Source organism: Vibrio sp. 10N.222.51.C5 (genome assembly GCF_041474575.1).
In the GTDB taxonomy this organism is placed as follows: domain Bacteria; phylum Pseudomonadota; class Gammaproteobacteria; order Enterobacterales; family Vibrionaceae; genus Vibrio; species Vibrio crassostreae_C.
Genome location: NZ_JBFRUJ010000032.1, coordinates 61,192 through 83,330, shown reverse-complemented (window position 1 = coordinate 83,330; position 22,139 = coordinate 61,192). Strand labels below are relative to the sequence as shown.

Sequence of the window (22,139 nt, the reverse complement as noted above, 5' to 3'; positions counted from 1 at the left end):
TATGTTTGATTACGAAAGCTTACGACTTATTTGGTGGGTATTGATCGGTGTTCTACTGGTTGGTTTCGCCGTAACTGATGGCTTTGATATGGGTGTTGCCGCTCTGTCACCTGTTATCGGTAAGAGCGACACTGAACGTCGTATTATGCTAAACACGATTGCCCCTCACTGGGATGGTAACCAAGTTTGGCTTATCACTGCGGGTGGTGCATTGTTTGCTGCATGGCCACTGGTTTACGCAACGTCGTTTTCTGGCTTCTACTTCGCAATGTACGCGACGTTAGCAGCGCTTTGGTTACGTCCACTTGCACTTGACTACCGCTCTAAGATCGAAGATCCAAAATGGCGCAAAACTTGGGACTATGCACTTTGCTTTAGTGGCGCAGTACCACCAATCATTTTCGGTGTGGCATTTGGTAACCTACTACAAGGTGTTCCATTTGAACTGAACGAATTTATGATGTCTAAGTACCATGGTACGTTCTTCGCTCTGCTTAACCCATTTGCATTGCTTTGTGGTGTGTTGGCTCTGATGTTGTTCGTGATGCAAGGTGCAACATGGCTTCAAATGAAGACAACAGAAGCGCTGCACGCTCGTGCTCGTAACGTTGCTCAGATCACTGGCCTAATTGCTATTGCTCTATTCGTTATTGGTGGTTTCTGGGTTCAATCTATCGAAGGCTATGTAATTACGAGCACTATCGATACGTTTGCTGACTCAAACCCACTAAACAAAGAAGTATCACTTCAAGTGGGTGCTTGGATGACAAACTTCGAAACTTATCCAGCAATGTGGGCTGCGCCGATCCTTGGTGTAGCAATGCCACTGCTTGCTGTGATTGCATCTCGCTTTGAGCGTGGTGGTTTCGCATTCTTGTTCTCAAGCCTATCGAACGCTGGTGTTATTCTAACGGCTGGTTTTGCAATGTTCCCATTCGTAATGCCATCAAGCCTGAACCCTAACCAAAGCTTGACTATGTGGGATTCAACAGCGAGTGAGCTAACGCTTGGTCTTATGACTGTCGTTGCGGCGGTAATGGTTCCTGTGATTCTTGGCTACACAACTTGGACATACTACAAAATGTTCGGTCGTCTAGATAAGAAACACATCGAAGATAACGACGTTTCAGCTTACTAAGCTAGAAGTGAAATAACTTAGGAGAAATTTTATGTGGTATTTCGCATGGATTTTGGGTGTACTTCTAGCATGTGCATTCGGCATCATCAATGCTCTATGGCTAGAGCATTCAGAAATGATGGACAAAGACAGTGAGTAATCTCGCAGAGCAAATCGCTAAGCTGCATCAACCAATGGATAAGACTCTGCTTAGAGCCTTAGCCCTAGTATTGGGTTTCATGCATGTGGGTTTAGTGATGTGGGATCCTGAAGCGTATGCGACAAGCATCGGTGGCTTTAACGCGATCATCGGACCAATGTTTATTTGGGCAGTATGCTCAAGCATGGTTTACGGTATCGGATTTAAGCCAAGAGCTTGGATGTGGCAGCTACTGTTTAGCCCATATGTTTCACTCACAATTTTGCTCTACCTAACGGTGCTGCGCCTTCTATAAAAGGCAAAGGATTTAGGTTCATAACAACGTGAGCCTTTATACTTGTTGGGTTTTTAGCCAAAAAGAGGTCATCTTATACAGATGGCCTTTTTTTCGTCTCTCAAATCAAAAAATTCACAGCGATATACTATTAATGATAAGGAGTTAGGTTATAGTGAGATCTTTATCGTTTTGGATTGTGGTAGCAAATTGCAGGGATTATCTAAGCTATTTACGTGGCCAGTGACTGTGTATTACGAAGACACCGATGCGGGTGGCGTTGTATACCATTCAAACTATCTTAAGTTTTTCGAACGCGCTCGAACTGAGATGTTGCGCTCAATTGGCGTTTCTCAGCAAGTATTGTTAGAACAAAACATCGGTTTTGTAGTCCGACATATGGACATTGATTTTATTCAAGGCGCGCGTCTTGATGATTCTTTACAAGTCATTACAAATATTTACGAGTTGAAGCGAGCTACCTTGGTCTTCTGTCAAGAGATCGTAAATCCTGATGGCAAGGCATTGTGTAAAGCAATGGTTAAGGTAGCATGTATCGATAATCAAAAAATGAAACCCAAAGCAATGCCAACATTTATTCTCACGGAGCTAACGAATAGTGACTGCTGAAATCTCAATCTTAGGCCTAATTTTAGAAGCTAGTTTACTAGTTAAGATGGTCATGCTGACTCTTATGGGCATGTCTGTTGTTTCTTGGGCGATGATCATAAAAAGAAGTAAAGTGTTATCTCAAGCTTCTAAACAAACAGAAGTGTTTGAAGACAAATTTTGGTCAGGCGTTGATCTTGCAAAACTGTACCAAGAGAGCAACAAACGCAAAGACGAGCTTTCTGGTACTGAAGAAATTTTCTACGCAGGCTTTACTGAGTTCGCTCGCCTTCGTAAATCGAATGCAACATCACCTGACTTCATTATGGAAGGCACTGGCCGTGCGATGCGCGTTGCCGTTGCTCGTGAGGTTGATGAACTAGAAACTAACTTACCTTTCTTGGCGACCGTTGGCTCTATCAGCCCATACATCGGCCTATTTGGTACGGTTTGGGGCATCATGCACTCATTCATCGCATTAGGTGAAGTGAAGCAAGCGACGCTCGCAATGGTTGCTCCTGGTATTGCAGAAGCACTGATCGCAACAGCAATGGGTCTATTCGCTGCGATTCCAGCGGTAATGGCGTACAACCGCTTCAGCAGCCGAGTAGGCAAGCTAGAACACAACTACGCGACTTTCTCTGAAGAGTTTCACAGTATTCTTCACCGTCAAGCGATGGCTGGCAGGGAATAATAGATGGCTGGATACCAACCTAAAAAACGCAAAATGACAGCAGAGATTAACGTTGTACCTTACATCGACGTTATGCTTGTTTTGCTGATCATTTTTATGGTGACTTCGCCGTTTGTTACTCAAGGCGTTGACGTTGAATTGCCTCAGGCTTCAACGGCTAAATCGGCACAAGACCTACTGGGTGACGACAATGCAAGTTTCATCATCGTTGAAGTGAACAAAGACGGTGAACTTGGCTTGAGCGTTAATGACGAAGAAGTACAGCGTGGCTTATCAATGGAAGATATTATCGTCCGTGTGAAAGCCGAGTTGTCTCTGAAGCCAAACTCTCCAGTGGCGGTTGGTGGTGATGCCGCAACGCCATACGCTGAAGTGGTTTTATTACTTGATGAATTAAGCCGTGCAGGTGTGCCAAAGGTTGGCCTTTTAACGGATATAAGGGAATAGCTCCGTAGCATTCATGAAAGCGAATAATAAAAAATCCAATAATTTCAGATCACCGCTTCTTATTTCTCTTGGGCTGCACGTCATTTTATTCGTTGCGCTCATTTGGGGGGCGGATTTCACGATGTCAGAGCCAAAGCCTACAGGGCAGATGGTTCAAGCAGTGGTGATTGATCCTCAGTTGGTTCGCCAGCAAGCTCAACAGATTCGTCAACAAAGAGAAGCGGCAAGCAAGAAAGAGCAAGAGCGTCTTGACAAACTAAGACGTGAAAGCGAACGACTTGAAAAGAATCGTAAAGCTGAAGAAGAAAATATTCGCAAGCTAAAAGAACAGCAAGCGAAAGAAGCTAAAGCAACTCGTGAAGCTGAAAAGCGTCGAGTTGAGAAAGAGAAACAACGCAAAGCTGAAGAAGCGCGTTTACAGCAAGAGCAAAAGAAAGCCGCTAAAGCCGAAGCTGACCGTAAGCTAAAAGAAGCTGCGTTAGTGAAAGCCGAGAACGAGCGTAAAGCCAAAGAAGCGGCAATCGCAAAAGCTGAACAAGAACGCGTGGCAAAAGAAAAAGCAGCGAAAGAGGCAGCAGACAAAGCTCGTAAAGAGAAAGAAGCCGCTGAACTCGCGGAAAAGCAACGCATAGCGAAAGAGAAAGAAGCGGCAGCCGCAGCAGAGAAAGCCCGTAAGGCAAAAGAAGCTGCAGCAAAAGCAGAAAAAGAGCGTAAACAACAAGAAGCCGCATTGAACGATATCTTTGCTGGGCTTGAAACGGAAGCGACTCAAAACTCTTCAGCAAGACAACAATTTATCACTGATGAAGCGCAACGTTACGGGGCTATCTATACCCAACTGATTCAACAGAACCTGTTGTTAGAAGACAGCTATCGAGGACGCTCATGTCGAGTGAACCTTAAGCTGATTCCAACGGGCTCTAACGCGATATTGGGTAGTTTGAGTATCTTAGATGGCGATAGCCGTTTATGTGCAGCAACCAAGCGTGCGGTGGCACAAGTACAATCTTACCCGTTGCCTAAAGACCCAGACATTGTGAACTCACTGAAAGACATTAACTTAACTGTATCACCAGAGTAAAAGGACGAACTTGTGTTAAAGAAACTATTACTGAGTTTTGTTTTCTTAATAGCTACAAGCAGCCAGTTTGCACATGCAGCGCTGGAGCTGGTTATTACAGACGGTATTAACTCTGCAAGACCTATCGCTATTGTACCTTTCCGTTGGGAAGGCTCAGAGCCATTGCCACACGATGTATCAGCGGTTATCGCTTCTGACTTACAGCGCAGTGGTAAATTCAGCCCAGTTGCGACAAGCAAAATGCCTCAAACGCCTTACAGCGAAACTGAGGTTAACTTTGATGCTTGGACTAACCTAGGTGTTGACTCATTGCTTACCGGTAGTATCACTAAAAATGCCGAAGGGCAGTATGTGGTGAATTACCAATTGATCGACATTGTTCGTGGTCAACTGACCAAAGGACAAAGTCGTGCGCTGAGTGATGAAGGCCAATTAGTGCTTTCTAAAGATCACGTTCTATTCAATAAGAAGGCTACGGTTCCTGGTAATCGCTTGAGAGAGTACGCACACCGTATCTCAGACCTAGTGTATGAAGAGCTAACTGGTGAGAAAGGCGCGTTCTTAACTCGTATCTCTTACGTGGTAGTGAACGATAAAGACAAGTACCCGTATCAACTTCGTGTTGCTGACTACGATGGCTTTAACGAGCGTTTAGTACTTCGTTCTAAGCAGCCTCTCATGTCTCCAGCATGGTCACCAGACGGCAAAAAGCTAGCTTATGTGAGCTTCCAGAATGGCCAAGCTGAAATATTCATCATGAATATTTACACGGGTGAACGTGAGAAAGTGACGTCATACCCTCGTCACAATGGTGCGCCAAGATTCTCGCCAGATGGTAAAACATTGGCATTGGTATTGTCGAAAACGGGCAGCCTTCAGGTGTACACACTTGACCTTGCTAGCCGTAAGCTGACTCAAATTACCCGCGGCCGTTCGAATAATACTGAACCATTCTGGCACCCAGATGGCAAGTCTCTTATTTTCACATCGGATCGTGGTGGTAAACCACAGATTTATAATGTAAATTTGTCCAATAATTCGACTTCTCGTATTACTTGGCAAGGTAGCCAAAACTTAGGTGGCCAGATCACTCCTGATGGTCGATTCATGATCATGGTGAATCGCAGCAACTCAGGTTTTAACTTGGCTAAGCAAGATTTGGAAACCGGTGCGGTTCAGGTACTAACAAAAACATTGTTAGATGAGTCTCCAAGTATTGCACCGAATGGAGGTATGGTTATCTATAGCTCTATTTACAACAAAACAAATGTACTATCGATGGTTTCTATCGATGGACGTTTTAAAGCTAGATTACCGGCAACTAACGGACGCGTAAGAGCGCCTGCATGGTCACCGTTCCTCTAGGGAAAATTACATATTCTTTTAGCTATTGATAGTGTTAACTATTGTGGCATTTAACTATCTATAGCACTCTTAGTCGCTGTAGAAACTAAGTTTGATAACGTAAGGAAAAAAAGATGCAACTTAACAAAGTTCTTAAAGGCTTGATGATTGCACTACCAGTGATGGCAGTAACGGCATGTAGCTCAACTGATGAAGCAACATCTGCAACATCTGGTACTGAAAGCAACCAAACAACTTCAGGTTCAGAAGGCAATGTAGACACAACTGTTGTAACGCCAATTGACGCTAACGGTCAACTGTCTGAGCAAGAGCTTAAAGAGCAAGCGCTACGTGAAACTCAAACAATCTACTTCGCATTCGATAACTCTACTATCGCTGGCGATTACGAAGAAATGCTAGCAGCTCACGCAGCATACCTAGTTAAGAACGTTGACATGAACGTTACTATCGAAGGTCACGCTGATGAGCGCGGTACTCCTGAGTACAACATCGCACTTGGCGAGCGTCGTGCACAAGCTGTAGCGAAATACCTACAAGCTCTAGGTGTTCAAGCTGACCAAATCTCTATCGTAAGCTACGGTGAAGAGAAGCCACTTCTTCTAGGTCAATCTGAAGATGTGTACGCTAAAAACCGTCGCGCAGTACTAGTTTACTAATTTTAGTAGACTATATAATTGAGGAATTGCCTCATGTTCAGTAACACAAAGCGAGTCATTTTGCTTTCGTTACTGGCAAGTGCAGCGAACACCGCGTTCGCTGCACCAGCTCCAGTATCCGATCTCAATAGCACCGCAACCCATTCATCATCTTCCTCTCGATCAGCATCTAACGAATCAGATATTGAGCGTTTAGAGCGCCTGCTTCAAAATCGCAATCTCGTTCAGCTTCAAATGCAACAGCAAATCGACGACATGGCACTGGAGATCAGTGAACTTCGTGGTGAGCTGGAACGAAACAGCTACGATATGAAGCAAATGCTAGAGCGTCAGCGTGAACTGTTCATTGAACTGGATCGCGTAAGAGGCGAGGTGAAAGCAGCAGGAACAGCAACGGTAGCAGTGGCGGCGAGCGAAGGCTCTAAAGACGCTTCTGGTACGTTCAGTACTGATGTGGATGAGCAAACTGCTTATCAAAATGCTGTAGATATGATTCTAAAGCAACGAGACTACACGGGTGCTATCGCTGCATTCCAAAAGTTTCAAAAAGACTTCCCAGATTCTACCTTCACACCTAACTCACATTACTGGTTAGGTCAGCTTTATTTCGCTAAGAAGCAAGATAAAGAAGCCGTGAAGAGCTTCGCTGCTGTTGTGTCGTACAAAGACTCAAACAAGCGAGCAGATGCACTGGTTAAGCTTGGTGACATAGCAGCGCGCAACAACAACGCGACGCAAGCTAAGAAATATTACCAACAAGTCGTAACCGAGCACCCAAACAGTGCTTCGGCTAAAGTGGCCAAAACCCACTTATAACCAAAATAGGGGTGCTTAGGCGCCTCTTTTTTATACCTGTTCACTTCCGTTTAGTGTTTACTTCTCTTGCTAGTGATGACAACACATCGCCTTGTTTATGCGTTTTAAGCATTAGCTAGTCACCGCTTGCAACCAATCCTTTTTGATCCCAATCGCTGTCCTGTGTAGAATACTCGGATTCTCGGAAGAAGTTGCGTAGAGCAAGAGCAATGAGTCATATACTAGATAAAATCGATACAGTTTACCCGTTTCCGCCTAAGCCAGTTCCATTGAGCGACGCTCAGAAACAGGCCCACATCGCAAACATCAAAAAACTACTTCAAGAAAAAGATGCAGTTCTAATTGCACACTACTACACCGATCCTGAAATTCAGGCTCTGGCAGAAGAAACTGGTGGTTTCGTTGGCGATTCATTAGAGATGGCTAAGTTCGGTAACCGTCACTCAGCAAGCACTTTGATCATCGCTGGTGTTCGTTTCATGGGTGAGTCTGCAAAGATTCTTACTCCTGAAAAACGCATTTTAATGCCAACACTTGAAGCTGAATGTTCGCTTGATCTTGGCTGCCCAGCTGACAAATTTACAGAATTTTGTGATGCTCACCCTGACCACACTGTGGTTGTATACGCGAACACCTCTGCAGCTGTTAAAGCTCGTGCAGACTGGGTAGTTACGTCGAGCATCGCTTTAGAAATCGTTGAAAGCCTAGACGCTGAAGGCAAACCCATTATTTGGGGGCCAGACCGTCACCTAGGTTCTTACATCGCAAATCAAACTGGCGCTGACATGTTGCTTTGGCAAGGTGAGTGTATCGTTCATGATGAGTTCTCAGCTGATGCTTTGAAGAAAATGAAATCGGTATACCCAGAAGCGGCTATCTTGGTTCACCCAGAATCACCAGCAAGCGTGGTTGAACTGGCTGATGCTGTAGGCTCAACAAGCCAACTGATCAAGAAAGCAAAAGAGCTGCCTCATCCACAGATGATTGTTGCGACAGACAAAGGCATCTTCTTCAAGATGCAGCAATTGGTTCCTGAAAAAGAGCTGATTGAAGCGCCGACAGCGGGTGCTGGTGCAACGTGTCGTAGCTGCGCACACTGTCCTTGGATGGCAATGAACGGCCTTGAAGCGATTGAAAACGCGCTTGAGAATGGTGGTGAGCAACACGAAATCTTCGTTTCTGACGAATTACGCGTGAAGTCTCTTATTCCATTGAACCGCATGCTAGATTTTGCAGAGCAGTTAAATGTGCAGGTAAAAGGTAACGCGTAAGTCGTTCTTTTATCTAACCAATAAAAAAACCAGCCAATAGTGCTGGTTTTTTTGTATCTGCGTATAGGCCGCCAATATCAATCTTGTGGTCATGTATCTTTTTCTGATGATACATCTTGTTGATATCGCGTATTTTTTCTAGCATGTAAGTAAGAGGAAAAGATTAGAGGCTCGAATGATAATCTGGTTACAACTCAAACGCTGGATCAAAGCAAACATCTTTGTTTTGAATGGCAAAAACTTACTGTTCACTTTTCTTGGCTACATCGCTTTATCGTGGTCGATGCTGTATTTGGCGGGTGAAACAGATTTAACCAGTTCGGTTACCGTATTCGCTTACTACTTGGTGGTGACGGCTTCTACGGTTGGTTATGGTGATTTATCACCGACCACGGTAGCGGGGCAGTGGATCGTTATTCTATTTGTGATTCCAGGCGGGTTGAGCCTTTTTGCCGCGTTGCTCGGTAAAGTGGCGACAGAAGGTGTTGAATATTGGCGAGCGGGCTTGCTAGGAAAAAGGAGAGTTAGAGTGGACAACCACATTTTGATGTTGGGGTGGAATGAGCAAAGAACCATTCATCTCATCCGCATGCTACAACACGAAGAAACGGGTAAACGACCAATCGTGCTATGTACGCGTTCAGATATCGAGAACCCGTTACCCGGTGAAATCAATTTCGTCAAAGTAAACAGCTACACCGATGGCAAAGAGATGGAGAAAACGGGCATTGAGTCTGCAAGTTGCATCCTGATTGATAACCCAGAAGACGACATTACGTTATCTGCGGCGCTTTACTGTGCCAACCGAAACCCTAAAGCGCACCTTCTTGTTTACTTTAAAGATGAAGCGCTGAGCGATTTGTTACACAAGCATTGCCCTAACTCAGAATGTATTCCAGCGGTGGGTGCTGAGATGCTAGCAAAGGCTGCGGTAGACCCAGGTTCCAGTGCGCTTCACCAAGAATTATTGAGCTCAACAAGAGGCATGACACAGTATTCAACGTATTTCCCTGAAGACGCTGAGTCTGTCACCGTCGCGCCTATTTTCTCAGTGTTTAAAGAGAAGTATCAAGCAACTCTGATCGCCATTGATACGGGGAGCGGTATTGAACTCAACCCAGAGTTAGATCAAGTGGTCAGCAGTGGCACTAAGCTGTTTTATATTGCTGATGAGCGAATTGATGACTTCGATTGGAAAGGCTTCTAAAGCGACTATTTTATTTCGTCTGAAAACTAAAAAAGGCCTCATAATGAGGCCTTTTGGCTTGTATAAAGCTAACTGTTATTGAGTTTCAGCCAGTGCAATGCCACGCTGCGTTAGTCCGCAAAGCATCACAGGAACAGCGTTAAAGATCTCTTCGAACTGCTCTAGGCCTTCGATGCCTTGCTCTGCAAGCGTAGCAATTGACGTTTCTGGATCGTAAAGCATGCTCAGTGACAGCAGGACACCGCCAACGAGTGCGTTATCTTCGCTCTCTTCAGGCATTAGTGTTTCCCAATCGTCGCGAGCAATCTGCCAGCCTTGAAGCAAGCCTTCACAAAAATCACGAGCGGCAGTGTTCACCACTTCTTCGTCGTCTAATTGACAAGCTTCAGGCCAAACCCAAGTCCCTTCAATCAGTTCTGGGCGGGTTTTATTCCAAAGCTCGATGATAACTTCAATGTAGCTTTCTAGCTGTTCACCATCCGTAAAAGGTGCGACTTCTTCGCCACCCCATAAGAACGGTAGCCACTCATGCGGGGTTAACACATTCGGTGCCGCTGCCATTGCAGTGACAAAGCCCATTGTTTTGTGTTCTGTGATTAGCTTTCCTTCCAACTCTGGAAGCGCAAGAATATCTTGTAAAGTCAAAGTGAGGTACCGTAAAAGGGAACATATTTGCGCTTATAGTACCAATGAACTTGTGCCAATCAAGCTTCAATCTAAAAAGGCTTGATGTCATGGATGATAAACACTAGGTTTAACAGAAAAGAAAACAATAAAAGAATTATGCAGATACGGTCGTCTTTAAAGAAAAAAAGCATGGTAGCGCTTGGATTATACCTTGCGATGTTTATTGCCATTGTCGGTAGTGTGACGTATTACGTCGTAGAATCCCCTGTGCGCGCCAAATTACAACAAAACCTCGACTTGCGTACGCAACTGTTATCCGCATTGATTACAGAGCCACTCAGTAGTTCTCGAGGCTTCGTAGACAGTCTCGTTGGGTTTGCTCAAGCGCATCGTAACGGTGATGATGTTATTCCGCTCTTTAAGTCCATGTTGGCGGCGAGCGACGATACGATTGTCAGTGCCGGTATTTGGCCCGAACCTTATGCGCTTGATTCTAAAAAGCTTCTCAACAGTTACTTTTTTAATAAAGCCGACGATGGAATAATCGACCAGATATATTCTTACAACAACCCCCAAAATGCCCCTTATCAAGAAGAGTATTGGTACACCTCTGTCGTCAACCAAAAACAAGGCACGATCTCTTGGAGCGATGTGTATATCGATCCATACACACACGTTCGAATGATTACGGCGTCTTCCCCTTATTATTACGACGGTACTTTTGCCGGTGTTGCCACGGTGGATCTCTCGCTCGAAGAGCTGCTTGGTTTTATCAAGAACCACGCCGAAGAATACAACCTTGGCATTACGCTCAGAGATAAGCTTAACCAAGTGTTGGTTTCGCATAACTTTAATCTCGTTGAAGGCATTTACATCAGTAGCAATCAATTTGGTGATTTCGGCTGGCAAGTGGATGTGGTGAACTCCAAATCACGAGTAGAAGACGAAGTGTTTCGTCAGGTGATGAGCATTGAAGGCGGTATTGTTCCGCTATTGCTACTTTGTGTCATGGCGGGGTATTACTTATTGAACCGTTATTTGATTAGTCCAATCACAAGGATTGCAGCACAGGTTGATAGTTCGAAAGCCGGCGAAATCATTGATGTGGATTACTCGAGTGATGACGAAATCGGCCATTTGATTAAAACCTTCAACGAAAAGACCATTTATCTCGAAGCGGAAAAGGTTAAAGCTCAGGCATCTACCAATGCAAAAACCGCTTTCCTTGCGACCTTGTCACATGAAATTCGCACTCCGATGAATGGGGTATTGGGTACCGCTCAAATCCTATTAAAAACGCCTCTAAATTCTGAACAAGAGAAGCATCTTAAGAGCTTGTATGAGTCCGGCGATCATATGATGACTCTACTCAACGAGATCTTAGACTTCTCGAAGATCGAGCAGGGCAGGTTGGATCTTGATGAAACGCGTTTCCCGCTTGATTCGATCATCGGCAGTATTAACAGTGTTTACTACACATTGTCTTCCGAGAAAGGGCTTCAATTCAAAGTGTACTCTGAGGTGACTTCGGGTCGTTGGTACTTCTCAGATAAAGCTCGCCTTCGCCAAATTTTGTTTAATCTATTGAACAACGCGGTGAAGTTCACCTCCAGAGGCTTTGTTGAGGTGTACCTGAAAGAAGTTGTAGAGGGGAGTGACACCTATCTGAGCATTCGAGTTCGTGATACCGGAATTGGTATTTCTAAAGAAGCTCAGAAGCGTATTTTTAAACCGTTTGAACAAGCGGAGTCTTCGACCACAAGGCGTTTTGGCGGTACTGGCCTTGGCCTCGCGATTGTGAAGAAAATTGCCCAGTTGATGGATGGCAGTATTACCGTCACCAGTGAAGAAGGGATAGGCACGAGTTTTGATGTTCGCTTGAAGATTCAGCCATGTCAGCCAGGAGAAATCGAGAGTTTGCCACATAAGAAGTTGGACTACTCTGGCTTAAAGGTACTGATCGTCGAGGACAACCGAACTAACACGGTGATCATTGAAGCCTTCATGAGCAGTAAAGGCTTTACCTGTAAGAGCGTCGAAAACGGTGAACTTGCGATACAAGCCGTGGTTGCTGAGCGCTTTGATTTGGTGCTCATGGATAACCATATGCCTGTGATGGATGGCGTTGAATCAACCACTGCTATTCGTGCTTTGATAGGCGATGTGTCATCGGTATTGGTGTTTGGTTGTACGGCTGATGTCTTTAAAGAGACTCGTGAGCGTATGTTGGGGGCAGGTGTGGATTATATTATTGCTAAGCCGATTGACGAGCGTGAACTGGATGATGCCTTGTTCCGCTATTCAAATAAGCTTTATCAATACCATGAAGTAAAAGCGGATGAGCTCGAAAGCCAAGACGTAAAACCACACGATTCGAAAAGTAAAAGCGAGTCACTGCCTAAACCTGATCTTCGCAACAAAGATAACACTGAAGAGCTGTTAGTGACGTTGTATGTGGCGCTAGAAGACAACAACCTAGAACTGATTCAATTTGCACTAGAGAGCCTACGTGTCCACGTTGAAGCTATGAACAACGCGGAACTTACTGAACAAGTCGATAAAGCGTTAGAGCAGGTTGCTTTAGGATCACCACCTACACAAGATGTCATTAATATCATTACTGTAAATCTACCTATGGCTTAAATGTTGTTTAATTACGGTAAGTAAATGACGAACTGTCCAATATTTGACCTTGGTTGGATTTTTTGGTGAAAGTGACTGCTTTTAAAGTGGTTTTTGGTTGTTAATTTACAACTTGATTTTTAATTTGGAGTGTATGACTACTAATCTTGTGATTTAATAGCGACATTATCTGGTGAGGTGCAAATGTGCCTTGTTTATATGTTACTAAATCACTAATTAAGCAGTGATATATTTTAGGTTTGTCGTCAATGAAGTCTCGTGGTCCATTTTGTATTCGAAACGCAGCTGCGGATACATTTGCTATGGTCGTTTTCTGTTTTATTTCTGGCATGATCGTAGAAGTGTTTATTTCTGGTATGACGTTTGAGCAATCTCTTGCTTCTCGAACGTTATCTATTCCTGTAAACATTGCTATCGCTTGGCCTTATGGCGTTTTTCGTGATTGGTTCTTACGCAATGGTGCAAAACTTTCAGAAAGCTCATTGATGAAAAACTTGTCTGATTTGATGGCATACGTGTTATTCCAGTCTCCAGTGTATGCGGGTATTTTGTTGGCAGTGGGTGCTTCAGGCGACCAGATCGTTACGGCTGTCACCAGTAATGCAGTTATCTCGTGCGGTATGGGCGTACTTTACGGCTACTTCCTCGATATGTGTCGTAAATGGTTTCGAGTTCCTGGCTACTATCAACAAGCTTAAGAAAAGCAACAAGCGTAAGTGCAGCGAAAGAATGAAATTTGGTTTGTTTTTGATCTAATGAGTTAATTTGTAATCGAACAAACCGAAAAAGGCACTTTTTTTGAGAATGCCCCTTGACCAAAGCAAGCAGAATCAATAAAGTAGCGCCTCGTTGAGTGACATGCTCAACACACAATTTGTGGAAGGATGGCTGAGTGGCTTAAGGCGCTCGCCTGGAAAGCGAGTATACGTTTATAGCGTATCTGGGGTTCAAATCCCCATCCTTCCACCACTATTCAAAACCCTAGCAGAAATGCTGGGGTTTTCTCGTTTTAGAGCCTCTATATCCCACCTCATCTGTATACCTCCCTAATATCCGTTCCTTTAATCATTGCTTTATAGTTATAATCTCTATTAATACCGTCGCAGAATTAACCATATTAGGTGTTTTTATCATAGATAATCGCTTGATTTTTTGGCGTGAACCTAGATTATTAATAGTACGCAATATTATGAATAATCTAACTATTAGGAATCCATAACCTCATGACAGAAACCCTAGTTTCTCCAATGCTCTCTTTTACGATCGCGATTTCATTACTGTTTATCGGTAAAGGTTTGATCGAGCGATCTGAAGTATTAAGAAAGTATTCACTGCCAGAGCCTGTGATTGGTGGCTTTGTCTGCGCAGCGACCGTAGCGGCGCTTTACTATATTTTTGAAATCCAAATCACTTTTAGCCTAGATGTCAGAGACTTTTTGCTTCTCTACTTTTTTGCTGGCATCGGGCTCCAAGCGGATATTAAAACACTGATTAAAGGCGGGCGACCGTTGTTCATCCTACTGTGTCTTGCTGCCATTTTTATCGTGTTGCAAAACGTAGTCGGAATGGCAGTCGCTTCTGGCTTTGGAATGGATGCGAAAGCAGGCTTGCTATCTGGGTCTGTTAGCTTGATAGGCGGCGTAGGCACAACGTTAGCTTGGGCGCCAATGTTTGTGGAAGAGTTTGGTATTGCTAACGCGCTCGAGCTTGGTGTCGCTTCAAACACGGTTGGTTTAATTGCAGCGTGTGTGATTGGTGGTCCGATTGCGAACTACCTGCTCAATAAACACAAAGTAAGCCCTTCTAATGAAGAAGAGGTTACGGTTGGTGCATTCCAAGAGAGTGAAACAAAAACAGAGCTTAGCCACTACGGCGTTCTGTGGGCGTGGTTGATTCTTAACTTAACACTAATGCTGGGTTACAGCTTGAGTGAAGTTATCGACTCGATGGGCCTAAAACTGCCGTTATTCGTTAGCTGTTTGATCGCAGGTATCCTAATCGGAAACGTTGGTCGCGCACTGTTTAAGAAACGTCGTACACAAGAGAAAATCGCTCAAGGCCGCAAAGGCTTAGCGATGATCTCTGATATTTGTTTAGGCATGTTCTTGACCATGGCATTGATGGGGTTGCGTATCTGGGATCTCGATGGACTGTTTGGCTATATCTCTGTTGTCATGAGTATCCAGATCTTGCTTTCCCTGTTGTTTACTGTGTTTGTCGTTTATTACTTGATGGGAAGAAACTACGATTCTGTGGTGATATGTTCAGGCTTCGGTGGTATCACTCTAGGCTCGACCGCAACAGCAATTGTGAACATGACCGCAGTAACTCATCGATATGGCGCAAGCCCACAAGCATTCATTGTGGTGCCATTAGTATGTGGTTTCTTTGTTGATTTGATCAACGCATTGGTGATCAGTTTCTTTGTTGGTCTGTAGTGAAGTGACCGGTTATTGACTGCTTGAGGTTTACATCGGGATAATGACCACAAAGGCGATGACGAAAGTTGTCGCCTTTGTGTTATCTACAGCAAAAAATACACGTATATCAACCTTTGATGTAATGCCTTGAAGTGACTCGGTGCACAAGTTAGTAAGAGCAATTACGATCTTGATAAATTGGGATATATGTTCGCAGCAAATTTGTGAGACGCTTGATTAAGTGTCAGTTGAATTACAAGGAAGTTGAATGCACCACTTTAATATCCGTGCTCTCGAGTACTTAAACGCGTTATCAAAATACAGGTCGTTACGTAAGGCATCTAAGATGATGAACGTTGACCCTGCCGCGATGAGTCGAATGCTGACACAGTTAGAAGCGCAAGCGGAAATGAAAGTATGGGAGCGCAACAACCGCCAATCTCTGCTGACTGAGGCGGGGAACGAACTGTTGAACTACTATCGCTCCATTGTTCGTGGAGAGGCGGCAGTGCTTGCTCGACTAACCAAGCTTAAAAACCTCAAGGGCGGTAATGTTAGCATCGCGATTGGAGAAGGATTTATTACTAACTTGGTCTCTAAACCGATGCAAACCTTCATGACTCGTTATCCTGATATCAATCTTTCTATTGAGATCGCAGGGGCATTGGATGCAGTCAAGATGTTGGAAGATCAACAGATAGACTTTGCGATAACCTATGCGTCTGCACCTCATCCTAAACTGCATTCACACGTCGAGCGTAGTCATCCGCTCGAATTGATTGCTCCGAAGGGGCACTTCCTTACGATGAAAGATGCACCAGTGGTAATGCAAGATATTCAAGACGCTTCTCTCGCCTTGATCGATAACTCGACCGGTATGGGGAGGCTGGTAAAGCAGGCTGAACAAATTTCCCATCTTACCTTGCAGCCAAAACTTCAAACTAACTCAGTCACGGCACTGACTAACTTCGTTTCAGCAGGGTTGGGCGTCACCTTTATGCCTAAACTCACTGTGATCGATGAGATAAAGTCAGGGCAGATAGAAGTGGTTGCGACCGAGTTGGAGATGCTATCGAAGGCGACGGTTAAGGTTCAATCTTTGAAAGGCCGTGCACTAACGCTACAAGCGGAAACCTTGTTAGATTTCTTACTCGAGAACGCCACTTTCTTGAGTCATGACGCTTACAATATCTAGGCTTAATCAGTTTACTTAGCGACTCCTACCTAAGCTTTCAAATACCGCCAATATCACACTTCCAAACTGCTGGATTTGTTTTCGAGTCGAATTGATGTTTTGTCAATGCCACCTCTATTGTTAAGTCAACACATGCGGAATAAGTTACAAATTATTAACGAAACGAGTTTTAGACTGACAGCTGTGTTCGACAGATTTGGCTTTGTCAGGCATTAGGGGAAGAGAATGGAAGTTATTGTAATTGGCAGTGGTGTTATTGGATTGACCAGCGCATGGTACTTGGCAAAAGAAGGTCACTCGGTCACGGTTATTGATCGTCAAGATAGCAGTGGCAAAGAAACCAGTTTTGCGAATGCCGGGCAAATTTCTTACGGTTATTCTTCACCATGGGCGGCGCCTGGTATTCCTTTGAAAGCGATGAAATGGCTTACCCAAGAACATGCGCCACTTAAAGTGAAGCCTTCTCTTTCTCCAGAGTTAATGTCTTGGGCGACTAAGATGCTCGCCAACTGTAATGAAGCCAAGTACGCACAGAATAAATCGCGGATGTTACGAGTCGCTAACTACAGCCGAGATTGCCTGACTCATCTAAGAATCAGTGAAGATTTGGCTTATGAGGGCCGGCAGAAAGGCACCTTGCAAGTATTCAGAAGCGAAAAACAATTGGACGCTATTCAGCAGGATATGAAGCTATTAACAGAGAGTGGAATCGAACACTCGCTGTTTGATGTTGAACAGTGTCTGTCAGTGGAGTCTGGTTTAGCAGACGTTAAAGACAAGCTGGTGGGCGGCCTGTATTTACCACACGATGAAACCGGTGATTGTCATCAGTTCTGTTTAACCTTGACCGAAAAAGCCAAGCAACTCGGCGTTCAGTTCGTGTTTAATACCGAAGTGGTTAGGCTCAATCATCAGAATCAAACCATTGAGAGTATTACAACGACTCAAGGCGAGTTCAAAGCGGATGCTTACGTGGTCGCTTCAGGAAGCTATTCTCGAGAACTGTTGAAGCAAGTCGATTTGTCGATCCCGGTTTATCCAGTGAAAGGCTATTCGCTAACACTGCCGATCGTGAATGCAGATAAGTCACCAACCTCGACTGTGATGGATGAAACTTACAAGGTAGCGATGACGCGATTTGATGATCGTATTCGCATTGCAGGGACGGCAGAACTTGCGGGGTTTAATTACCTTATCCCTGAAAAACGCAAAGCCACGATTGATATGGTGATTAAAGATCTTTTCCCACAAGCGGGTGACTTTTCTAAGGCTGAATACTGGACTGGGTTAAGACCAATGACGCCGGATGGTACGCCTATTATCGGTAAGACGCCTATCAAGAACCTATTTACAAATACTGGACATGGGACATTAGGTTGGACAATGGCATGTGGCTCAGGAAAGATCTTGGCAAGCGTGGTCAGTGGCTCAGCTAGTGATATTAAAACTGATGACTTAAGTATCCACCGCTATATGTAAAAGCAAGCCGTTAGTTATCTTGCCTATGGTTTGATGATATCGACATTAGGAGCATAAAGCGGATGCACCTAATGTTGTAAATCTAGGTGCATGGTTTTAAGTCTCCTCTATTTATAATCACGAGATGAATTGAGACTTAAATGACCTTAGCTCTGGCGGTAGCTCCTTATTTACGAGGTTAATAGCTTTGCGATGTTCTAATCCAATGGATCTCACTACGTCCCCGAAATGTTGGTTAAACAATAGCTCGAAATCACCACTGAGTTTGTAGTCTTGCAGTTTGTCCTCAAGTAATTGAGCCAGTTGAGCCTTGTCTGGGTGGACATAGAAGACCAGAGGAAGAGGGTAATAAAGCATAATACTTTTTTCTATGACTAACCCATCCAGGGAATAGGTATGTTCTTGGTATATGCTTTCAACTTCATTGGCTCCGAGTGACACATAATCACATTTTTTATCTGAGAGAAGTTTCAGAATCTCTGGTAACGTTCCTTGCTCTAGTACTCGATATCCATTTGCTCTAAACAGCTCAGCATCAGCCCATGTCGCAGGAATTCCAGCGATAAGTGATTTCAGTTTATTGCTGTTGATATTATGGAATGTGGGTTGATCTTGTTCCCTAATTATCAGGATACGGTGTCCTAATAAGCCTTTACAAATTGGAGAGTTGAGTTTGATTGCAGGCTTATCAGCAAATTTACGGTTTCCCGCCACCGTGACGAGTACATCATAATTCTTGCGGAATATATTTCCTTCATCCTCAGCTCTTGGAAAGTCTGTATTATCGCTGTGAACGACAATAGGTTCGTTCGGATCCCAATTCAACAAGCTATGAATTAGCTCCAACTCATAGTGCTGTCTTTTACCTGATTTATTGCCATTCCAAAAGTTAAACATAGTTGTCCTAAGGGGGAACTTACATTTTATGACTGGTATGCTGACATAGGTTTAGCGTCCAAGAAAGCGCTTTCTTTTGTTTTTGAGAGAATCATACATAGATACAGTCTATGTATGTTGAGAATCGCGACGGAAAGGCTATTTTAAAGAAAGCACATAAGTTCATTGATGGGTTAGAGGTTCGACGATTAGGAAAGACCATGGGGGTACCATTAGTGAATTTTAACTTATTGTTTTTAAATTGTTTTTCGTGTTAGTGAACAATTAATGTGACGAATGGCACTGTTGTGTATTTCTATTCTCAATCTATTCTAAATTTGTGATCTATGGTTCGTTTCACCGAAATGTAAGTTGAAGAATCATTCTATCGGCTTATTATCCACCTAAAGAAAGCGGTTTCTTGATGCGAGTTGCCGATAGTGAATACGAAAACACCCCCTTTTTTAAAGTTAAAAGAAAGCGCTTTCTTTCTGGTTATTATCATTAAAAGGACAACGTGATGCACAAAAAGACATTGATTGCTTCGCTCGCCATTGGAGCTTTATTCGGAGCCTCTGTACAAGCAGATGAAGTTAAGCAGGGTGGCACACTAACGGTGCCAATTATCAATACTGGCTTTGTTGAAAACTTTAACCCTTATACAACTAAAGACTTGCTGCATGGGGTAATGTTTGAGCCATTGGTCGTATTCAACAACATGACAGGTGATGTTGATTATCGCCTGGCTGAGTCGGTTGAGTATTCAACTGACCTGAAAACATTGACGCTTAAGTTACGAGAGAATTTGAAGTGGTCTGATGGTTCAAAGTTAACTGCAGACGACGTTGTTTTTAGCTTTATGTTGACTAAAGAGGCACCAGCTTTTGACCAGAAAGGTATTTGGTCTTCAGGTAATTTAAAAGAAATCAAATCTATTGACGCGCGAACCGTCGTGTTTGAGCTGACGGAAGCGGATTCTACATTTGCTTGGAACTTAGAGCGTTACCATATTGTACCAAAGCATATTTGGTCGAAAGTTGAAGAGCTGACAACGTTTACCAACCTTAACCCGGTAGGTAGTGGCCCAATGACGACGGTTAAATACATTAAACCGCAACAGATGGAGCTGTGCCGAAACCCAAATTACTATTTAGAAAATAGACCTTATTTAGATTGCATCAACTTCCGTTCTTACAATGACAACTCTCAGATCCAACCTGCCTTAATCAAAGGTGAGATTGATTGGGGTTCAAATTTTATTGCTGACGTTGAGTCAACATTTGTCGATATGGATAAAGAAAATAACCATTTTTGGTATCCAGCGAATGATGCTATCCACCTTTACGTAAATACCAAAGAAGCGCCATTTGATGACCTAAGAGTACGACAAGCACTTTCTATGGCTCTTGATCGTGAAACCATCGTTGATATTGCTGCTTACGGTTATCCGACCGCAAACTTCAATGCTGGTGGCATCGGTGAGCTATACGAAACGCACATTGATAAAAATGTATCTAAGAAATATGGTTATCTAACTAAGTACGATGTTGAAAGAGCAAACGCTTTACTTGATGAAGCGGGCTTAGTTGACAAAAACGGTGATGGATTCCGCGACAAAGCAAACGGGGAAACGGTTGAGTTTGATATCGAGGTTGTAAACGGTTGGACCGACTGGATCCAAGTGGTTCAGATGGTATCTGAATACTTTGAAGAAGTGGGTGTGAAAGCAAACGTTAAGACTGTGGATTGGGCGGTATATGACAGCAATTTGAAAGAAAGCAAATATACCATGTCAATTAACTGGTCAATGGTCGCGACAAATCCAATCTTGGCGTACCAAGAGTACTTCTCAACGTCTCGAATCGGAAAAACTTGGCATGCTGGTCACGGTGTTAATTCACCAGAAATCGACGCATTGATCGACAGCTTCGGCAAAATTGGTGATGCAGAGCAGCAAGAGAAAGTGTTGAGTGAACTTCAGGAATTTACGGCTGAAAACCTTCCCTTTATCCCTCTATTTTCTAACCCAACTTGGTTCCAATACAGTACTAAACATATTGTTGGTTGGCCAAGTGAAAAAGACCCATACGTACAGCCAGTATGGTACGACGGTGGTAAGAGAGTAATAATTCTCAACAATCTACACCTTAAGTAAGTTATTTTTGAGAGGGCTACAGCTTAGGTTGTAGCCCCTAGGTTAAAAGATTTTTATGTCGTTTTTAATTCGCCGATTTGGCTTCTATTTTACCGCTTTCTTAATCGCTATCTCGTTTAATTTCATGTTGCCTCGCCTAATGCCAGGAGATCCTGTTGATGCTCTTTTCGCTGCAGCTCAAGGTCGAATGGATCCTGCTCAAATGGATGCTGTTCGTGAAATGTACGGTTTTGTTGATGGCAATGTTTTCGAACAATACTTCGCGTATATGAAAAGCGTATTCACTCTTGATCTGGGACCTTCAGTGCTTATGTTTCCTGTAAGTGTTTCAGATGTCCTTGCTATGGCACTGCCGTGGACTATGTTCCTAGCGCTTGGTTCGCTGATTGTTGCTCTTATCATTGGTGTCAGTATTGGTACGTATGCATCGTATCGACGTGAAGGGCTATTTGGACAAATTGTTCCGCCAGTTTTGGCATTTATTAGTAACTTCCCGTACATCGTGACCGCGTTACTGTTGTTCTATTTCTTCGGTTTAAAACTCGAACTATTACCTTTGGCATACACTTATGACCCATCGCTAGAGCCAGGTTTTACATGGGAGTTTATTTCTAGTGTGGCTAAACACGCTGTGTTGCCTATGGGCTCTATGGTCCTGGTTGGGATCGCAACATGGGTCTTCAATATGCGTAATGCGATGATCAATGTGTTGGGTGAAGATTACGTAACGATGGCTGAGGCCAAAGGCTTGAGTAGTTATCGTGTTATGTCTCGCTATGCTGGTCGAAATGCCATCCTTCCTGTTGCGACCGCTATTGCAATGGCAATCGGATTCTCATTCGCAGGCTCAATCATGACCGAAGTGGTTTTTAACTACCAAGGCTTGGGGAACATCCTTCTTAAAGGCATAGTTGCTCGTGATTACCCACTTATCCAAGCCATTCTTCTTATCTTGGTGACAGCGGTACTGACCGCTAACTTTATTGCCGACCTTCTATATGTCTGGCTTGACCCTAGAATCTCGAACTGAGGCGCATGATGGATAAT

21 protein-coding genes and 1 tRNA gene are annotated in these 22,139 nt (G+C 43.8%); 20 read left to right on the top strand and 2 right to left on the bottom strand.

Annotated features, from left to right (window positions below):
- The first annotated feature begins 1 nt into the window (after nt 1).
- From cydB to AB4558_RS11005, 12 genes are all read left to right on the top strand, one after another.
- Nucleotides 2-1,138 carry a cytochrome d ubiquinol oxidase subunit II gene (gene cydB / locus AB4558_RS11060; RefSeq protein WP_017067531.1) on the top strand — a complete coding sequence of 379 codons (1,137 nt, stop codon included), beginning with the start codon at nt 2-4 and terminating at the stop codon, nt 1,136-1,138.
- 31 nt (nt 1,139-1,169) lie between these two features.
- Entirely contained in the window at nt 1,170-1,277 is a 108-nt protein-coding gene (cydX, locus tag AB4558_RS11055) for a cytochrome bd-I oxidase subunit CydX (RefSeq protein ID WP_000270284.1), read from the top strand.
- Nucleotides 1,270-1,572 carry a cyd operon protein YbgE gene (gene ybgE / locus AB4558_RS11050; RefSeq protein ID WP_017062075.1) on the top strand — a complete coding sequence of 101 codons (303 nt, stop codon included), beginning with the start codon at nt 1,270-1,272 and terminating at the stop codon, nt 1,570-1,572. Before cydX ends, ybgE begins: the two co-directional genes overlap by 8 nt.
- A gap of 171 nt (nt 1,573-1,743) precedes the next feature.
- Nucleotides 1,744-2,181 carry a tol-pal system-associated acyl-CoA thioesterase gene (gene ybgC / locus AB4558_RS11045; protein WP_017062074.1) on the top strand — a complete coding sequence of 146 codons (438 nt, stop codon included), beginning with the start codon at nt 1,744-1,746 and terminating at the stop codon, nt 2,179-2,181.
- The gene (gene tolQ / locus AB4558_RS11040; protein ID WP_017062073.1) at nt 2,171-2,854 is read left to right on the top strand and encodes a protein TolQ; all 684 of its coding nucleotides are present in this window, start codon (nt 2,171-2,173) and stop codon (nt 2,852-2,854) included. Before ybgC ends, tolQ begins: the two co-directional genes overlap by 11 nt.
- A gap of 3 nt (nt 2,855-2,857) precedes the next feature.
- Nucleotides 2,858-3,301 (top strand): protein TolR, encoded by a 444-nt coding sequence (gene tolR, locus AB4558_RS11035; protein WP_017062072.1) that lies wholly within the window; start codon nt 2,858-2,860, stop codon nt 3,299-3,301.
- A gap of 13 nt (nt 3,302-3,314) precedes the next feature.
- A complete protein-coding gene (gene tolA / locus AB4558_RS11030; protein WP_017062071.1) occupies nt 3,315-4,382 on the top strand; it encodes a cell envelope integrity protein TolA in 1,068 nt (355 codons plus the stop codon).
- Between the two features lie 12 nt (nt 4,383-4,394).
- Nucleotides 4,395-5,747 (top strand): Tol-Pal system beta propeller repeat protein TolB, encoded by a 1,353-nt coding sequence (gene tolB, locus AB4558_RS11025; RefSeq protein WP_017062070.1) that lies wholly within the window; start codon nt 4,395-4,397, stop codon nt 5,745-5,747.
- A 113-nt stretch (nt 5,748-5,860) separates the two neighbouring features.
- Nucleotides 5,861-6,403, top strand: coding sequence for a peptidoglycan-associated lipoprotein Pal (gene pal / locus AB4558_RS11020; protein ID WP_017062069.1), 543 nt, complete (start codon nt 5,861-5,863; stop codon nt 6,401-6,403).
- 33 nt (nt 6,404-6,436) lie between these two features.
- A complete protein-coding gene (ybgF, locus tag AB4558_RS11015; RefSeq protein WP_372158802.1) occupies nt 6,437-7,219 on the top strand; it encodes a tol-pal system protein YbgF in 783 nt (260 codons plus the stop codon).
- 209 nt (nt 7,220-7,428) lie between these two features.
- On the top strand, nt 7,429-8,490 hold the full coding sequence (gene nadA / locus AB4558_RS11010) for a quinolinate synthase NadA (RefSeq protein WP_017062067.1): 1,062 nt from the start codon (nt 7,429-7,431) through the stop codon (nt 8,488-8,490).
- 175 nt (nt 8,491-8,665) lie between these two features.
- On the top strand, nt 8,666-9,697 hold the full coding sequence (locus AB4558_RS11005) for a potassium channel family protein (RefSeq protein ID WP_017063519.1): 1,032 nt from the start codon (nt 8,666-8,668) through the stop codon (nt 9,695-9,697).
- A 75-nt stretch (nt 9,698-9,772) separates the two neighbouring features.
- On the opposite strand, the gene AB4558_RS11000 is transcribed toward AB4558_RS11005, so the two are convergent.
- Nucleotides 9,773-10,342, bottom strand: coding sequence for a UPF0149 family protein (locus tag AB4558_RS11000; RefSeq protein WP_136978944.1), 570 nt, complete (start codon nt 10,340-10,342; stop codon nt 9,773-9,775).
- Nucleotides 10,343-10,513: 171 nt separating this feature from the next.
- On the opposite strand from AB4558_RS11000, the gene AB4558_RS10995 reads away from it, so the two are divergent.
- The 6 genes from AB4558_RS10995 (at nt 10,514) to AB4558_RS10970 (ending at nt 18,061) form a co-directional block, all read left to right on the top strand.
- Nucleotides 10,514-12,967, top strand: a complete 2,454-nt coding sequence (locus AB4558_RS10995) for a hybrid sensor histidine kinase/response regulator (RefSeq protein ID WP_017062063.1) — start codon at nt 10,514-10,516, stop codon at nt 12,965-12,967.
- 248 nt (nt 12,968-13,215) lie between these two features.
- Entirely contained in the window at nt 13,216-13,665 is a 450-nt protein-coding gene (locus tag AB4558_RS10990; RefSeq protein ID WP_017062062.1) for an L-alanine exporter AlaE, read from the top strand.
- Nucleotides 13,666-13,845: 180 nt separating this feature from the next.
- Nucleotides 13,846-13,936: transfer RNA gene (locus AB4558_RS10985), tRNA-Ser, on the top strand.
- Nucleotides 13,937-14,190: 254 nt separating this feature from the next.
- Nucleotides 14,191-15,405 carry a sodium/glutamate symporter gene (gltS, locus tag AB4558_RS10980; RefSeq protein WP_017062061.1) on the top strand — a complete coding sequence of 405 codons (1,215 nt, stop codon included), beginning with the start codon at nt 14,191-14,193 and terminating at the stop codon, nt 15,403-15,405.
- Nucleotides 15,406-15,655: 250 nt separating this feature from the next.
- Nucleotides 15,656-16,582 (top strand): LysR family transcriptional regulator, encoded by a 927-nt coding sequence (locus tag AB4558_RS10975; RefSeq protein ID WP_017071749.1) that lies wholly within the window; start codon nt 15,656-15,658, stop codon nt 16,580-16,582.
- A 225-nt stretch (nt 16,583-16,807) separates the two neighbouring features.
- Nucleotides 16,808-18,061 carry a D-amino acid dehydrogenase gene (locus AB4558_RS10970; RefSeq protein WP_372073325.1) on the top strand — a complete coding sequence of 418 codons (1,254 nt, stop codon included), beginning with the start codon at nt 16,808-16,810 and terminating at the stop codon, nt 18,059-18,061.
- Nucleotides 18,062-18,178: 117 nt separating this feature from the next.
- Here the strand turns inward: AB4558_RS10970 and AB4558_RS10965 are convergent, their stop codons facing one another.
- Nucleotides 18,179-18,958 (bottom strand): ABC transporter substrate-binding protein, encoded by a 780-nt coding sequence (locus AB4558_RS10965; protein WP_107898491.1) that lies wholly within the window; start codon nt 18,956-18,958, stop codon nt 18,179-18,181.
- 499 nt (nt 18,959-19,457) lie between these two features.
- Between AB4558_RS10965 and AB4558_RS10960 the strand changes: the two genes are divergently transcribed.
- The gene (locus AB4558_RS10960; RefSeq protein WP_017071752.1) at nt 19,458-21,092 is read left to right on the top strand and encodes an ABC transporter substrate-binding protein; all 1,635 of its coding nucleotides are present in this window, start codon (nt 19,458-19,460) and stop codon (nt 21,090-21,092) included.
- Between the two features lie 55 nt (nt 21,093-21,147).
- Complete coding sequence (locus AB4558_RS10955; RefSeq protein WP_017071753.1) at nt 21,148-22,122, top strand: ABC transporter permease; 975 nt, start codon at nt 21,148-21,150, stop codon at nt 22,120-22,122.
- The last annotated feature ends 17 nt before the right edge of the window (nt 22,123-22,139 follow it).